The following is a 17,767-nucleotide window of genomic DNA, read 5'->3' on the forward strand; positions in this document are numbered from 1 at the left end:
CCGAGTTTTTTTGCTAGCTGTTTGAGTTCCATGACTCGCAAAAGTTGATTTGCAGGGACTGGTAAACTACCATAGCGATCGCTCCACTCGGCTGCAATCTGCTTTAATTCTGATTTAGATTTAGCTGTAGCCACCGCCCGGTATGCACTCATCTTTTGATCCAAATCGGTGATATAATCTGCCGGAATAAACGCCGTCAGGTTAAGGTCAATCTGGGTATCCTCCACTTTCGGAATTTCTTGTCCTCGGATTTCCCTAATTGCTTCTTCTAGCATTTCCATATATAAATCAAAGCCGATGGCATCCATTTGACCGGATTGTTCTGCACCTAGCAAGTTACCCACGCCTCTGATTTCCATGTCGCGCATCGCTAGCTGATACCCAGAACCTAGCTGAGTAAATTCCTGAATCGCTCGTAATCGTTGCCGTGCTGCATCAGATAATTGCCGTTGCTTTGGATAAAATAACCAAGCATGAGCTTGGATACCTGCACGCCCTACACGACCGCGTAATTGATACAGTTGTGCCAATCCAAAGCGGTGAGCATCTTCAATTAAAATGGTGTTGACTCGTGGAATATCTAAGCCAGATTCAATAATTGTCGTACAAACGAGGATATCTGCGTCACCATTACTAAAGGTGAGCATGGTTGATTCTAACTCGCTTTCATCCATTTGACCGTGAGCGATCGCAAACCTAGCTCCCGGTAAAACTTCTCGTAAATTGGCTGTTGTCTCTTCAATTCCATCCACCCGTGGAACTACATAAAATACTTGTCCACCCCTGTCTAATTCTTGACGAATTGCAGTGCGGATACTTTCGGAATTTATCGGTGATAAATGGGTTTTAATCGGGCGTCTGGTTGGGGGTGGCGTGGTAATCAAACTCATTTCCCGAATTCCCGACAAGGACATATACAAAGTCCGGGGAATGGGAGTTGCAGAAAGGGTAAGCACATCCACTTGAGTTTTCAAGCTTTTAATTTTCTCTTTCTGGTTTACCCCAAAGCGCTGTTCTTCATCCACCACCAACAGTCCTAAATCCTTGAATGATACACCTTTACCTAAAATTTGGTGTGTACCAACCACTACATCTAATTCACCCGTTGCCAATCGTTTTTGAATCTCGCGGCGTTCTTCAGCAGACCGAAAACGGTTGAGTAAACCGACATTTACCGGGTACGGTGCAAAACGTTCTTTGAGTGTATGGTAATGCTGCTGTGTTAAAATTGTCGTTGGCGCAAGGAGTGCCACTTGTTTACCGGCGGTGACTGCTTTAAAAACAGCACGAATCGCCACTTCCGTCTTTCCAAAACCGACATCGCCACAAACTAAGCGATCCATTGGGCGATCGCTCTCCATGTCGCGTTTTACATCTTGAACAGCTTTGAGTTGATCCGTTGTGGGTTGGTAGGGGAAAGAATCTTCCAATTCCTCCTGCCAAGGCATATCACCAGGGAAGCTAAAACCTTGTTGTTGCGATCGCGCTGCATACAGTTTCAACAAGTCCACCGCCAATTTTTTGATCGCTTTGCGGACTTTATTCTTGGTATTTTCCCAAGCTTTACCAGTCATCCGATTGAGTTCCGGTGCTTTATCACCTCCGGCGCGGAACCGGGATAAAGCACCTACTTGATCGGCTGCGACTCTTAATAACCCATCAGCATACTGCACCACCAAATAATCACGGGTTTCATTATTAATGGTCAAACTTTCCAGCTTGACAAATTTGCCAACACCATGATTTCTGTGAACCACATAATCACCTGGACGCAGCTTGTTGGGATCGACTTGCTTAGAAGTAGCTTTGTGACGCTTGCGAATATAGCCGGGAGTCGCTAAAGAATGCTGCCCAAAAAATTCCCGATCTGTAACAATTACTATTCGGTATGTCGGCAGGATAAAACCTTCTAATTCCGCAAGCCCAGAATATTTTAGGGCTATAGGAATATGGTTTATTTGCAGTTTATCTATTGCTTGGTAATCGCGGGGATTGGGGATAAACTGAGCCGGACAATCATGTTCTTGCAACAGTGAGACGGAACGCGAAGGTTGAGCAGAAAGCAGCCAGATCGAGAAATTGCGATCACGTTCTTGGCGGATGGTTTCAGCTAGTTTCGCAAACTGGTGCGGCGTGACTGGAAGCGATCGGCTAGAAAGATTGATCCCATCATTTTCCTCTGACAGTTCCGATAAATATAATGTTTTAAATTTGGCAACATCAGCCAAACACTCATCAAACGACCGATGAATTTTCGGCAATGCTAGGGGAGTGGGAGTAGATTCCTCCCCATGCCCCATTCTCCATTGTTCTTCGGCATTTTCTACCCAGCGATCGCTATGAGCATGACACTGTTCTGGCTCATCAATAGCAATTAGGGTATTTTCCGATAAGTAGTTTAACAAGGATGCTGGTTGCTCGAAAGCCAACCCCAAAAAGCGACGACTTCCCTCAATCAGTGATGAGTCCTGAGTGCTGAGTGCTGAGTCAGAATTTAACTCAGCACTCACCACTCGGAACTCAGCACTTTTCAGTGCCGCCATGACGATGGGAGCAAAGCTAGTGGGGGTAAGAATTAACTGGTCAACTTTGTCGAGGGCGGAACGTTGGGTTGCTGGGTCAAATTCCCGCATTTGCTCGATTTCATCACCAAACCATTCCAGCCGAACTGGAAACTCAGATGAAACTGGGTACACATCAACAATATCGCCCCGCCGGCTCCACTGTCCTTCTGTTTCCACCAGAGGTACTCGCTCGTATCCCAGAATAGTTATTTTCTCACTGAAGGCATTCAAGTCCAATTCCATCCCCCGCTTCAAGGTAAGACAGAATTTCCCAAAAGCTTCTGGTGGTGGTAAATGTGGTTGCAGTGCCCCTTGAGTAGCCACAATTGCCATCTTGGGTAATTGAGAATTGGGATGGTTTTCTTCCCCATGCCCCATGCCCCATGCCCCATGCCCTATGCCCAAATCTGCCAATACCTGCATTTGCCCCCAACTCATCTCAGTTTCCGGGTCAAAAGGTTCGTAGGGAGAAGCCTCGGAGGTGGGATAAAAATGTACTGTTTGCCATCCCATTGCCTCCAATTGTGCGTAAACGCGTCCAGCTTCTTCAAGAGTGGCGCAAACCACAAACAAATCCTTGCCCTGAGACTGCGCTAATGCCGAAGCCACCAAACCCTTGGGGAGTCGAGGAATGCCATTTAACCGCAATTCTTGTTGTCGGTTTAGCTTAGAAATAAATTCAGTGGTAAGTGGCGATCGCGCTAAGGCACGCACAATAGAAGAAAATGACATAAGTACTACTAGCGGTGGGAGTCTTTGTGGATCAGAAAATCTTGAGGCAGTTTATCTCAACTATTTTAAAAGTGTTAACAGCCTTCTTATTCTTTTGGTGGAAGAATAATGCACGGCGACGAATAAACTTAAGAACTATAACTATTACTTTGTGTACAGTAAAAGCATTTATAGAAGCACCTTTAATACTAGATACTAGGTACTGAGCTACGTTCGCTCTGATAAGCGGCAATTTTAAACATGTCCTCCATCACTTTTGAAATTTTAATCATTTTGGTGCTAATTATTGCCAACGGCGTGTTTTCTATGTCTGAGATGGCGATTGTCTCTGCACGGAAAGTTAGGCTACAGCAGCTTGCCAATCAAGGAGATGCCAAGGCAAAGGCAGCATTGAAACTAGCTGAGTCTCCAAATCATTTTCTGTCAACCGTTCAAGTGGGTATTTCTCTGATCGGTATCCTGACTGGTGCTTTTGGAGGAGCAACAATTGCCAACCGACTGGCAGTCTATGTAAAACTTGTGCCCTTCTTAGCACCTTATAGTGAACCGCTATCTTTCGGAATAGTGGTTTTGCTTATTACCTATTTGTCACTCATTGTTGGCGAATTGGTACCGAAGCGTCTGGCATTAAACAACCCAGAAAGGATTGCATCAATTGTAGCTATTCCAATGCAAGCCTTGGCGGCGATCGCTTCTCCAGTAGTCTTTCTCTTAAGCGCTTCTACCGATTTGATCCTGCGATTACTGGGAATTACAGCTTCTACCGAACCGCAAGTCACCGAAGAAGAAATTAAAATCTTAATTGAGCAAGGCACCGAGGCGGGAACCTTTGAGGAAGCTGAACAGGATATGGTAGAGCGAGTCTTTCGTTTAGGCGATCGCCCTGTCAGCTACTTAATGACACCCCGTCCCGATATTGTTTGGCTAGACTTAGACGACTCTGCCGAAGAAAATCGTCACAAAATGGTTGATAGTGCTTATTCTCGGTATCCAGTTTGTCAGGGGGGACTTGATAATGTATTGGGTGTTATCCCAGTTACCGACTTATTAGCCAGAAGTTTCCGAGGAGAACCGCTAGACTTGACAGTGGGATTGCGACAGCCCATATTTGTCCCAGAAAGCACTCGTGGTTTGAAAGTTTTGGAATTGTTCAAACAAACCATCACTCACATGGCGCTGGTAGTGGATGAATATGGCGTGATTCAAGGATTAGTCACTCTTAACGACATTATGAGCGAAATTGTGGGTGATGTTCCTTCAACAGATGGACAGGATCATCCACAAGCTGTGCAACGCGAGGATGGTTCCTGGCTTTTGGATGGGATGTTGCCTGTAGAAGAGTTTTTGGAACTTTTTGGTATGGAAGAGTGGGAATCAGAGGAACGCGGCAGTTATCAAACCTTAGGCGGTTTTGTGATCACTCATTTAGGTCGTATTCCTGCCGCAGCAGATCATTTTGAATGGCAAAGTATGCGAATTGAAGTGATGGATATGGATGGTAACCGCGTTGATAAGGTGCTAGTCGTACCTAAAGGAAATAAATCACTGGATATGGAAAAATCTGATTAGGATTGGGAATAGGGCATTGGGCATTGGGCATTGACAATTATTGTTTACTATTCCCCATTCCCCATTCCCCATTCCCCATTCCCCATTCCCCATTTCTACAATTTGTCAAGTCTTCGATAGACGTTGGACGGCCTCACCTGCCAACATTTGATGGGCTTGCGCCAAAACTTGGGGGATTTTGTCGGCGTGAGGATTGCGGGCGAGACATTGCTGCAAGTTTAATTCGTCTAGCCGATCAGCTTTGTTGCCGGGGAACCAGTGGCTACCATTGCCAAGCAGGTTGTAGCGCATTTTGGCATAGTCTACCAGATCGTAGGCGATCGCTAAATTCCGCAGCCACAAAATTACTCGAATATTTACCTCGCCAGGGGTTTGGTCAAAGGTTGGTAGATTTGTTTCCCAGGATTTTACCCAATCTTCTCCCAAAGTAGCGATCGCTTCTGCCTCCAACCTTGCTAAAATCGGAGGCAAAATTTCTGATACCCGATCTACTAATTCTAAGGTCTTCAGGTGTTCATCAAAATCTTCTGGTTTTGCTGCTCCCAGACTCAGGGTATGCACCTCCTGATGACTCAAACAAAACAAATCATTAAACACCATTGGACTCAAAGGGGCGCAAAGATTTACTAATTTTTGTGGGGGTTCATACAACAAACCTCCTTTATTAGATGGGCTAATAATAAACACCCCCATATCGTGGCGTTTAGCTGCTTCAATTGCCGCCCAATTCCATTGATTAATGTAGTACCAGTGCAGATTGACATAATCAAATAAATTGGTATTAATTGTCTGCACAATCATATCTGTTGAACCGTGTGTAGAAAAGCCAATAAATCTAACTTTTCCCTCTGCTTGCAACTGCTGCGCTACTTCCAAACAGCCACCGGGACGGATGCTGTCATCAAACGACTCAGCATGATTAATGCCGTGCAACCCTAAAAGGTCTACATAATCTAGCTGAAGATTTTGCAATGATTGTTCAAATGTCTCCCGGAATTCTTTTGCATCTGCCTTTGGACTGATTTTAGTCTGAACAATTAACTTTTCGCGGGGAAATTTAGGTAGAATTCTTCCCAATTGCATTTCAGAAGTGCCATAACCACGAGCAGTTTCAATATGATTAATCCCAACCTCAACTGCCCTTCTAATAGTCGCTTCGAGATTCGCCTGGTTATCAGCAGGAATTTCATTATTAGGAACATCTTCCCATTTGAACTGATATCTCATGCCACCGCAGGAAAACACTGGCATCTGTAATTCTGTGCGTCCAAATCGTCTATATAGCATCGGTAGATTGTGGATTGCTTACCAGCTTAAAATCTAAAACAACAGCCATTCAAGTCTACAGTGCCACAATAATTAAGGACTCCCAAAAAATAAATTATCAAGGAAGGGTTTAAGACAAGAACTCCAAATTGAAAATTTGGTGGCTCTTTTTCAGGAGGGGTTTGAATCCCCAACTGAGGTAAAACCTTCTCCCAAGGGGAGAGGCTTCGCCATCTGCCTCCTGCTTCCTGCCTCCTTCAATAGATTAATTCTTTGGAGACTGCGCTTGAATTAAGCAATTTCTCAATATTTCGGCTAACTCCTGTACATGCGGCTCATTAAGTAGGTCAAGGTGAGATCCGGGAACGTAATGGATATCTAATCCTCCAGCAACTACTTCACCCCAGCCGAATTGAGGATCGTATTGTGTGCCTATAGCTTCGTCCCGATTTTGATCCTCTGTTCGCAAGAGGATAGCTCGACCAGGGTAAACTGGGAAAATATATTCACTAACGGCTTGAGTGTTAGCATCTATAATTTTTAAGTGCTTGTCACTTACAGGTATATCTAGTGCCACTTCCAAGTAACGGTCGTATGTATTCTGGAGATGAGACTTACGCCAATAACTCCATCTCACAACCCTTTGCCAAAGGTAGGCTGGCCCTTGTTGAACAATATTATTTAAATGCAAGAAAACTCGCTTGAAAAATGACGCCCGCCAGCTATAACCTGGACGACAACTATCAAGCATAACTAGAATACCAACTTGTTCGCCTTGCTTTTGGAGTTGCCGAGCCATCTCGACAGCAACTACACCCCCAAAAGAATAACCTCCCAGAAAATAAGGGCCATTGGGCTGAAGGGTCTGGATTTCTTGAATGTAGTGAGTTGCCATGTCTTCAACCCGCGTATGGAAAGGATGTTTTCCATCTAGTCCTTGTGGTTGTAATCCGTAGAATGGTTGGTCTGACCCCAAATGTAATCCCAATTCACGGAAACACAACACTTCCCCACCCAGTCCGTGAATACAGAAAAAAGGCGGCTTGGAACCATTGGGTTGAATTTCTACTAGGGATGACCAGGTAGCTCTTGATTTGTCTAAGGTATCTACTAAAGCCTTGTTTTCTGCTAAATCTTCTTGGCAAATTATTTTGGCTAAAGCCTCTATAGTCCCTGACTGGAAGAGAATAGCAAGAGGCAGATTTTTATTAAATGTTTTCTCAATTTGCCAAAACAGTTTTACTGCTAAGATCGAGTGTCCTCCTAGCTCAAAGAAGTTATCCTTGACGCCAATGGGCTGGACACGTAAAGTTTGTTCCCAAATCTCTATTAACTGGCGTTCCACTTCATTGCGGGGAGCAACAAACGTAGCTTCCGATTCTTGCCTTGATAAGTCGGGTGCAGGTAAGGCTCGGCGGTTTACCTTGCCATTGGGGGTGAGAGGCATGGTGTCCAGCAAGACGAAAGCTGAAGGTAGCATGTACTGGGGAAGCTTTGTCAAGAGGAAGCTCCGTATGTCACTAATTGTAGATGCCCAGTCTTGATTGGGGATAATGTAAGCAACTAAACGTTGATCTCCGGGAACATCTTCACGGGCTATTACTACAGTTTGGAGCACATCCGGGTGTTGGGCTAACACCGTCTCAATTTCCCCTGGCTCAATGCGTATCCCACGGATCTTAACTTGATGATCTCGGCGACCGAGAATTGCTAGAGAGCCATCTGGAAGATAGCAACCGCGATCGCCTGTATAATAAAGCCAATCTCGCTCGTCATTCCGATAGAGGTTTTTGACAAACCGAGAACGGTTTTCATCTTGAGCATTTATATAACCCAAAGTGCGGAATGGTGTTCGTATAACGATTTCGCCTGGTTCACCAATGCCACACAACTGGTTATTTGGTGTTAAAACTAGTGCTTGGGTTTCAGGGAGCGGCAATCCTACTGGTTGTACTCCTGGTGTACACTCAACAGGTATTTTGTAATAACACTTCGCCAAAGTTGTCTCTGTCGGCCCATAGAGATTGACAATTTCACCTGATTCGGGAAAAGCATCCCGCCACCGACATACAAGTGTCTCCTTGAGAGGTTCTCCAGCACAGAACAACCAGCGTAAGTTACGTAGATAGACTCCTGACGGCACATTGGCTAACCATAATTGCGCCAGCGATGGAACTGTGTGCAGCACAGAAATTTGCTCATGTTCCAAGTAATTCAGAATCTTAGTTGGTTCTAGGTTATCCCCTTCCTCTGGCAAACACAGGGTTGCACCACTAGTTAAAGGTAAGAAGATATCTCTGAGAACTACATCAAAGGAAAGACCTGTCAATTGGGCAACCCGGTCTTGCTGACCGATTTCAAATGTCTGCCTCTGCCAGTTGAGAAAATGCGCCAGCCCTTTGTGACATCCCAGCACCCCCTTAGGTATACCAGTGGTGCCAGAAGTAAAGAAAATATAAGCTGGATCATCGGCAGTGGTTTCAGGCAAGTTTATTGCTTCAGTGTTGTCTTGGGCTGAATTTATCGCTTCCCCTGTATCAGGGTTTACACGGATGATAATTAAAGATTTATATACTTCTTTATCTTTTGAAGGCTGACTATCAATATATAGTATATATTTAGCTTTAGCTTCCTTTAACATGAGCAAGTGGCGATCGCTGGGAAGTTTTGGATCGAGGGTAAGTAGGACACCGCCACTCAAGAGTACAGCGACCATACTCGCAATCAGCCCAAAGCTTCTTGTCCCAAACACGGCTACAACATCTCCCCGTTGGACTCCGTGATCCAACATCACCCCTGCTAAAGCTTGAGCGCTTTTGCCCAATTCCCCATAATTCCAAGTGCGAGATCCTTGACGGAGTGCTGAATGTTCTGGGGTACGATTTACCCAAGAGGTAAACATTGTTGTTACCAATTCGTAACTCGGTTCTGGCAAAACCGCCCTTGGTTCTGGTAGCAAAGTTCTGGCTTCTGGTGTGACAAGAGAATACAAACTAATCTGGCATTCCGTTGCAGCAACAATTTGATTCAACAAATGATGGAATTGATGCAGCATTTCCATCATCCGCTCTGAAGCAAATAGATCAGTGTTGTAGACTAAATCAAGTTGGATTCCCTGATTTTTTTCTGTCACATACAAGGTTAAGTCGAACTTAGAAGCCGTTTCTAACATCGGGACTGGTTCTATCACCACTCCAGGTAGTTCCAGTTGGATGTCCTTTAAGTTGAGCATATTAAACCACACTTGAAACAGTGGGTTACGGCTGGTATCTCGCTCTGGTTGCAGTTCTTCTACCAGTTTCTCGAAGGGCATATCCTGATGAGCATAAGCAGCTAATGCCATCTGACGAACTCGACTCAGCACTGAACGAAAACTGGGGTTGCCAGAAAAATCAGTCCGTAAAACGACGGTATTAATAAAAAATCCGATCAACCCTTCAATTTCAGAACGGTTACGTCCAGCAATGGGAGAACCGATGAGAATGTCTTCTTGCCCAGTGTAGCGGTGCAGGATTGTCCCAAAGGCCGCGAGCAAGGTCATAAATAGGGTGACACCTTCCTGACGCGAGAGTTCAATGAGCGATGCACTCAGAGTCTGCGGTAGCACCAGGGATTGAGCCGCCCCCTGGTAAGTTTGCACTGGCGGTCGTGGTCGGTCGGTGGGCAATTCCAGTACAGTATTAGCGCCTGCTAACTGGTTTTTCCAGTAGTTTATTTGGCTGGAAAGGACTTCACCCGATAGCCATTGGTGCTGCCAGGCAGCAAAATCGGCATACTGAATGGGTAATTTTGCCAGGGGAGAAGGCTTACCGCTCAACAAGGCTTCATAAAGAGATGCTAACTGCTGCCAGAGAATGCCCATTGACCAGCCATCTGAAGCGATGTGGTGCATCACCAACAACAGTATCTGCTCCTGTTCGTTTATCTGGAGCAAGCTAGCTCGCAGCATCAAGTCTGATTCTAAGTTGAAAGGGCGTCGCGCCTCTTGATTTAGCAGAGATTGCACCTGCTCTTGTGTTACTTTAATTATCTTGAGTTCAACTGGCCGAGGCTTGCCAATAACTTGTATGGGGCTACCGTCCGGTGATGTAATAAAGTTTGTTCGCAGTGCTTCGTGATGGATAACGATCGCATTTAGTGCCTGTTGCAATATACTCGCGTTGAACTCGCCCGTTAACCGCAGTGCATTGGAGATAATATAAGCTGGGCTGTTAGGTTCCAACTGCTCCAAAAACCACACTCGCTGCTGGGCAAAGGATAAAGGGATTGACTCCCGGTTGGCTATTAGAGGAATAGTCTGATTTTGGGGATCATTTTCTGGAATCTGGGTTTGAGCGATCGCTTGAGCTAAACTAGCGATCGTTGGATTCTCAAATAATATCTGTAACGGCATTTCTATCTGAAAAGCTTTGCGAATCCTAGACATGACTTGAGTCGCCAGCAGTGAATGACCTCCCAATTCAAAAAAATTGTTGTGAATGCCTACTTGTTCCAGACGCAAAACTTTTACCCAGATGTTAGCTAAGACTTCTTCTGTAGCATTTTGGGGTGGGACAAAGTTAGTTGACAGATTAAGATTAGATGTATGCGGTGTAGGTAAAGCACTGCGGTCTATTTTGCCGTTGGGGCTTAATGGCAGGGTGTCCAAAAATACAAAACTGGCAGGTACCATATATTCAGGCAACCGACTTTGCAAAAAGCTACGCAATTCAACCTGAGTAGGAATTTGCTCTGGGTTGGCAACAATATATGCTACGAGTTGCTTGTCACCAGGAATATCCTCTCTAGCTATGACTAGAGTCTGTATCAGCGCCGGATGTTGCCCTAATATTCCTTCAATTTCTCCTAATTCAATTCGGAAGCCACGAATCTTCACCTGATAGTCAATACGACCGAGGAATTCGATATTACCGTCTGGTAGAAAACGTGCCAAGTCTCCAGTCTTGTAAAGACGTGCCCCAACTTCAGAGCTAAAAGGGTTGAAAATGAACTTCTCTGCGGTTAATTCCGGACGGTTAAGATAGCCTTGCGCTAGACCAATACCGCCAATGTGCAGTTCACCTGATTCACCAACAGGCACAGGCTGCAAATTTTCATCAAGGATGTAAATCTCTGCATTAGTAATGGGGCGACCAATGGGAGCAATGCTGTAATTACTGCCACACTGGCAAGTCCAGAAAGTGGTATCAATGGAAGCTTCTGTCGGGCCATAGCAATTATGGAAAACATTGTCCAAATTCAGTTTGGCAAAGAAACGTTCTATGAGTTCGCCAGGTAAAGCTTCACCACCGCAGGTAATATGCCTAAGAAATCGGCAATTCTCAATTCCTTCCTCTTCCAGTAAGACACGCAGTATAGAAGGGACTAAGGCCAATACAGTGATTTGCTGCTCAGTAATCACCTTCACAAGGTAAGCAGTGTCTTGATGTCCACCAGGACGAGCCATGATCAATTGCCCCCCGAAGCATAATGGCCAGAATATCTGCCACACTGAGGGGTCGAAGCTAAAAGAAATAGTTAGTAAGACTTTATCTGCTTGAGTTAATTTAAAGGTTGTTTGCCGCCAGTATAGTTGATTGCAGATACCACAATGAGGGATCATTACACCTTTGGGCTGTCCTGTAGAACCAGATGTGTAGATTACGTAGATGAGGTTATCAGCCGTCGTTTGATTTACAGGATTTTCTTGACTGTTTTGAATGTTACCTTGCCAATTTGAATCTAGACAAACCACTTGTGCTTGATGCGGTGGTAGGTTCTTGACCAATTTCTCTTGGGTCAACAACACTGGTGTCTGGGTATCTGATAAGATGAAAGCTAAACGCTCTGGGGGATATGCCGGATCTAAAGGCACATAAGCGCCTCCAGCTTTAAGAATACCCAGTATTCCTACGATCATCTCCAAGGAGCGCTCCAGGCAAATCCCCACTAGTACTTCGGGCCCAACTCCTAAAGTACGTAAGTGATGCGCTAGTTCATTAGCCCGCTTGTTTAACTGCTGATAGGTAAGTTGTATATCTTCAAATACTACAGCAATTGCTTGGGGCGATCGCTCTACTTGCATCTCAAACATCTGATGGATGCACAGATAGTGATGAACCACTTGGGTATCATTCCATTCATCTAGAGCTTGAGTGCCGATGATGTCAGTTAATGTATTTAACGGAATATTTTGCTTATACTCTGGAGTCTGGCTATTTATCTGCATTTTCTATATATCAACTCCATCAACAAATGCGATTTATTAATTTATTATTTATTGTAAATGTTTTCATACAAAGTTCTATATAAGGTTGCATATTAATGCCCTTAGATAAAAACCTGAGGCTATATCAATAAAAACTAGCTAGTCTTAAAGGCAGGGAAATGCGCGAAAAGCTTCTGTTGTGCTGGAACCAAGCTAAATATATGCATTTTTAAAAATAATTGACATTTAAAATTCTAACTAATCGATTTTTATTTAACATATTAATCACCATGTTTTTACCAAGTATTTTATTTTTAGCTAAAACTTTAAAATGCTTTTACATTTAAATATTGCATGATTCCGTTGTTGAGGCGCAGCTAGGGTAAAGCCTTGAATTTCCGGCTTTACCTTTAGCTAATAAATAACTTTTTGTTTTGTATAACTATATTGTTAAAATATAATAAATAACTGAAAAGACTTTATCTTTTTCTACGAAAATTTGCCGAACTAAAAAATAATTATTACCGAATCTTCATTGTTTTTCTTCAGATGTAAAAATAGTGTAAAGTCGAAAAAATGACTCTCTGCCACGAGGTAAAATGCCTATAATGCAGATATGATAAGACTTCCAAATATTAAATATTATTAATATTAATTTATTACCAATTTTTTAGAAATGCCTATAAAACTCACTCAATTTCAACTTGTATATTGCGTTATGTAAATTTTTGTAACGATTATCAAACTTTTGATGCATTTTGTTGTACCTTGTGTGTGTAAGTTTTGTTAATCAGTAATTATGCGTAAAAAAACAAAAAACTTTTAAGCAAAGCTGAATTAATCTAGCTAAATATGCTACAGTAACTTCCGAGGGTATACATTGTCTAAATAAAAGTGGAACTCTCCAATCAGACTGTAGTAAATCAGTTCAACTCTTACGCACCTTAAAAATCTTAATATCTTTTACCTGACTTACTTTATTTACGTCAGGGGTTTTATTAAACTATATAAGTTAACTTACCAACAAAACTTTTTTGGCATCAAAGCTCAAAATTTCCAGCCTGAAATTGATTCTACCCTGGAACGAAAGCTAAGTATCTGGGTAGTAACAGCATTCAAAATGTCTCTGGAAGATGATTTGATTTTGAGCAAGAATTTAAAGTTAGTGCGAAGACAATGATTAATAGTAGGCTACAAACGCTAAGGTTTCTTTGAAAGAAAATGTGAGATCCCCCACTTGTTTTAATAGTAAGTTTCCATCAAATTTTAACTACACCAAGTGTTCCTAACTATGAGTAATCAAAGCATTACAACAAATAAATTCAGTGAAGTGCCTTTAGATTTACGTGCATCTGCATCTGTCAGCGTACGCAAAGGTTCGTGGTGGTTAAGATTAACAACATTGTTTTTAGTAGACTATACTCTTTTGTGCTTTAGTTGGGTTTTAGCCGGATATCAATCTTACTATGGGCATTTTGCTTCGTATATATCGAGTCATTATTTGCCGATTTTAATAACTATTGGGATTCAAATAGGATCATTAGCTGTCGATGGTATTTATCGAGAAGGTCAAAAACGCTATGACTATCTCAATATTATAAAATCGCTAACTTTTGCTCATGGATTAATACTCCTAGTTTGTTTTTTATATAAACCAGTTATTGATATTACACGTCCAAGATTAATATTATTATCTTGGTTGTTAAGTATTTTATTTATCTGTACTGGTAGATACGCTATAAATTTTACTCTAGAATATTTGCGTAAGCAGAAAAAAATAGTTCGTTCTTCTGTATTCATCATTTGTGATCCTCAAGATCATGATCAGATAGCTAGCTTTATAAAAAAAGAAAAGCATTATATTGTCTCTGGAACGGCTAATGCTAATTCATTAGATAGATATAAACGTCAACAAACATTGAATGAACTTAATGAATTAGGTGTAACAGAAGTTTTTATATCTTGGGATGCTCTAAAAAATAGAATGTTTTTATGCTGGCTATTTCAAGCATCTGGCATCCAAGTCCATATTCTACCTATGGAATTAAAACCAATTTATAAAAACGTAGAATTTAATAAAATAGGGGGAATGCCTTGTCTAAGTTTAGATTGTCCAATAATTACAGGTAAAGATTTTTGGATAAAGCGCACTTGTGATTTTTGCTTCGCGACTTTATTTGTAATGTTATCATTTCCTATTTATATAGCTATAGCTATAGCCATCAAACTGGACTCTCCCGGCACAGTATTTTACAGACAAACCCGGATAGGTTTACATGGGCAACAGTTTAAAGTATGGAAATTCAGAACTATGAGGTCTGATGCAGAAAAATTACAGAAAGAACTGGAAGCTTTAAATGAAACCAAAGATGGGATTATCTTCAAAATTAAAGATGATCCTCGGATTACCCGTGTTGGAAAATTTCTTCGACGTTACAGCTTAGACGAATTACCTCAACTTTTTAACGTTATCCTTGGAGAAATGAGTATAGTAGGACCTCGCCCTTTACCTATTAGAGATGTAGATAAGTTTTCTGAACATCATTTTATTCGGCATGAGGTCTTACCCGGTATTACAGGTCTTTGGCAAGTTTCAGGCCGCTCAGATATTTTAGATTTTGAACAAGTGATAAATCTTGATCTTAACTACATTGAAAATTGGTCGCTTGGATTAGACTTTGAAATTCTTCTCAAAACAGTTATGGTAGTTTTGAAAAAAGAAGGTGCCTACTAAGGTTAGAAAAAAACTCAAAGTAAATCAAAAAATTATTGAGGATAGCAATAATTAAGTTATGAGACATATATGTATTGGCGATTCAAAATGAGCGAATTAAGGTGAATTAAAATTTAAGAATGGTAGAAAAGTATAAATTCATAACTAATTCTCTCTCAATGATAGCCAATCGGTTAGCCCAAAGCATTACAGCTTTTGTACTAACCGCTGCTATTGCTCGTAATTTAGGAGCTGAAGCTATAGGCCAGTATCTACTAGCCTATAGCTACTACTTTATCTTTGTGGGCATTGCTTCACAGGGACTAAAGACACTATTTACAAGAGAACTAACCCGTGAACCACAAAAAACATCAGTTTATTTGATGAGTGGTACTTTGCTACAGTTAATATTTAGTTTGCTCAGTTATGGGGCGTTAGTGATTGTAGTATTTTTACTTCCCTATAGTTCCAAAACCTCGACTCTTTGCTACATAATGGGCTTAACTATCATTCCCTTTGCCCTTTCCAACGTAACAGAGGCAATTTTCCAAGCTAAAGAAAAGATGCATTTGATTGCCATTGCTACAGTCCCAGTCTATGCACTACGCCTAATAATAATGATCTGGGCGATGCAACTGAAGTATGGAATTGAATATCTGGGAACGATACTATTTTTGTCGGAAACATTAATTCTCGTAATTGAATGGATTTTGATCACACAGTTCGTCAAAATACAATGGCAGATTGATAAAGAATTTGTATGGAATACAATTAAAAATGCACGGACATTTTTTGCTATTGAAGCAATAGCTGTAGTTAGTAGTAGAATTGAAATCTTGATTCTTTCATTGTTAGGTAATGAGTTTTTAGTGGGCCTTTTCGGTGCAATAGTACAACTCCTACAACCATTTTTGATTATTGCCAACAGTATAACTGTAGCAATATTTCCCAGGCTTTCCAAAGTAGTAGATCAAGGACGGGAAAAGCAGAGGCAGATCACGGAAAATAGTATTGAAATTCTCCTAATTATGGCATTACCCTTATTTATTGGGCTGTTGTTTTTTGGTAAAGATCTACTAATTTTTATCTATGATTCTAGTTTTGCTCAAGCAAACCTAGCCCTTTGTTTAATTGCTATATCACTTTTTTTTCTGCCTTTTACCCGTTCACTCTCCTTTCTACTTGTAGCGAATGGTTTTGAGAGAGTTAATCTGCGTGAAGTGGTTATTACAACTTCGTTAGGGAGCTTGGGAGGTGTGGCATTAGTTTCTCAATACCAGTTACTAGGTGCAGCTTTAATGGCATTATTAATGACTATTCTTAGCTTTAGCCAGTTTATTTATTTCACCTATACTCGCCTATTTACATTAGATTTATGGCGAATTATGCGTCGACCGTTAGTAATAAGCATTTTAATGCTACCTGTATTTATATTATTAGCTAAAATTAGCTTGAACTTTATATTCACTCTACTTATTACGACTTGTGCCTATCTTCTATTTGTGATTTTTCTAGCTATTCATACCTTTGGCGGGCTTCGCTTTTTATGGATAAAACTATTAAGAGATCACTAATTGTTTAATATAAATAAAATTCCTTAGTAAAGCATCCACCTTTGTTAAATATATAATCTTAATTATGATTAAAGTTGCGTTATTACATTTTGCCTTTGAAGACTACACTATCGAATTAGCAAACAGTCTAGTTAAATATGTTGATTTAACGCTAATTCATCCGGAAAAAGTCTCAGATGCTTGTATCAATGTTCTTGATTCTAACATCCGCGTCATTAGCTTTAAAAAGCCACGAATTCGCGATCCACGCAACCTATTGGCTATGGGCAGTATGATGCAGATCATCAAAGATATACAGCCAGACGTTTTACATGTTCAAGAAACTAACGATCCTTGGTACGATTGGACTTTGTTACTCAACAAGATGCCGCCATTGGTGACAACTATCCATGATATATTCCGTCACCCAGGGGATAATATGGCTGTATTTGGTTCAGAGTATACCAAGCGTCTTGCCTTCTACCGTTCTCAACAATTGATTGTCCATGCTCATCAACTAAAAAAGATTCTAATTGAACAATTTAGTTTACCTCAAGAGCGAGTCAATGTTATACCGCATGGAGAACTTGGTAGTTTGTATCAGCGTCGGAATAATCACAATAGTCAGCCTCGTGATCCAAATACATTGCTATTTTTTGGACGCATCCTGCCCTATAAAGGATTAAAATATTTGCTCGAAGCTATGCCTTTAATTGCTGAACGTGTACCTGATGTGAAGCTGATTATTGCTGGACGGGGAGAAAACATAAAACAATATTTCCCTAATGGCTATGATGATAAAAGCTACGAGATTATCAATGACTTTATACCCCTTAAAGAAGTAAGTAATCTATTTCAACGCAGCACAGTTACAGTTCTGCCATACATAGAAGCTTCTCAAAGTGGTGTGGCAGCCTTATCTTATGGAATGGGAACACTGGTTGTAGCCTCTGAAGTAGGGGGATTGACTGAGATAGTTCAGCATCAAAAAGATGGGTTGTTAGTTCCCCCCTGTGATGTTCGATCCCTAGCTGATGCCATAACTTGTTTATTAACCGATCGCAGCTTGCAACAGCGGATGCAAACTGCGGCACTAGCTCGTTGTCAACAAGATTTAAATTGGTTCAATATTGCCGCTCAAACTGTGGAAGTTTATCAAGAAGCCATAAAAACGAGGCATTAG

The 17,767-nt window shown here is 41.6% G+C and carries 7 protein-coding genes; 4 read left to right on the forward strand and 3 right to left on the reverse strand.

What is annotated here, in order from left to right:
• Positions 1-3,296: transcription-repair coupling factor (gene mfd, locus VB740_RS01640; RefSeq protein WP_323198351.1), on the reverse strand; the 3,296-nt coding region annotated here is incomplete at its 3' end.
• A gap of 240 nt (positions 3,297-3,536) precedes the next feature.
• Between mfd and VB740_RS01645 the strand changes: the two genes are divergently transcribed.
• Entirely contained in the window at positions 3,537-4,865 is a 1,329-nt protein-coding gene (locus VB740_RS01645; RefSeq protein WP_323198352.1) for a hemolysin family protein, read from the forward strand.
• A 105-nt stretch (positions 4,866-4,970) separates the two neighbouring features.
• Here the strand turns inward: VB740_RS01645 and VB740_RS01650 are convergent, their stop codons facing one another.
• Entirely contained in the window at positions 4,971-6,152 is a 1,182-nt protein-coding gene (locus VB740_RS01650; protein ID WP_323198353.1) for an aldo/keto reductase, read from the reverse strand.
• Positions 6,153-6,396: 244 nt separating this feature from the next.
• Positions 6,397-12,339 carry a non-ribosomal peptide synthetase gene (locus VB740_RS01655; RefSeq protein WP_323198354.1) on the reverse strand — a complete coding sequence of 1,981 codons (5,943 nt, stop codon included), beginning with the start codon at positions 12,337-12,339 and terminating at the stop codon, positions 6,397-6,399.
• 1,270 nt (positions 12,340-13,609) lie between these two features.
• On the opposite strand from VB740_RS01655, the gene VB740_RS01660 reads away from it, so the two are divergent.
• From VB740_RS01660 to VB740_RS01670, 3 genes are all read left to right on the forward strand, one after another.
• Entirely contained in the window at positions 13,610-15,052 is a 1,443-nt protein-coding gene (locus VB740_RS01660) for a sugar transferase (protein WP_323198355.1), read from the forward strand.
• 119 nt (positions 15,053-15,171) lie between these two features.
• Complete coding sequence (locus tag VB740_RS01665; RefSeq protein WP_323198356.1) at positions 15,172-16,605, forward strand: oligosaccharide flippase family protein; 1,434 nt, start codon at positions 15,172-15,174, stop codon at positions 16,603-16,605.
• 64 nt (positions 16,606-16,669) lie between these two features.
• The gene (locus VB740_RS01670; protein WP_323198357.1) at positions 16,670-17,767 is read left to right on the forward strand and encodes a glycosyltransferase family 4 protein; all 1,098 of its coding nucleotides are present in this window, start codon (positions 16,670-16,672) and stop codon (positions 17,765-17,767) included.

It is taken from the genome of Nostoc sp. UHCC 0251 (genome assembly GCF_034932245.1).
Taxonomy (GTDB): domain Bacteria; phylum Cyanobacteriota; class Cyanobacteriia; order Cyanobacteriales; family Nostocaceae; genus Nostoc.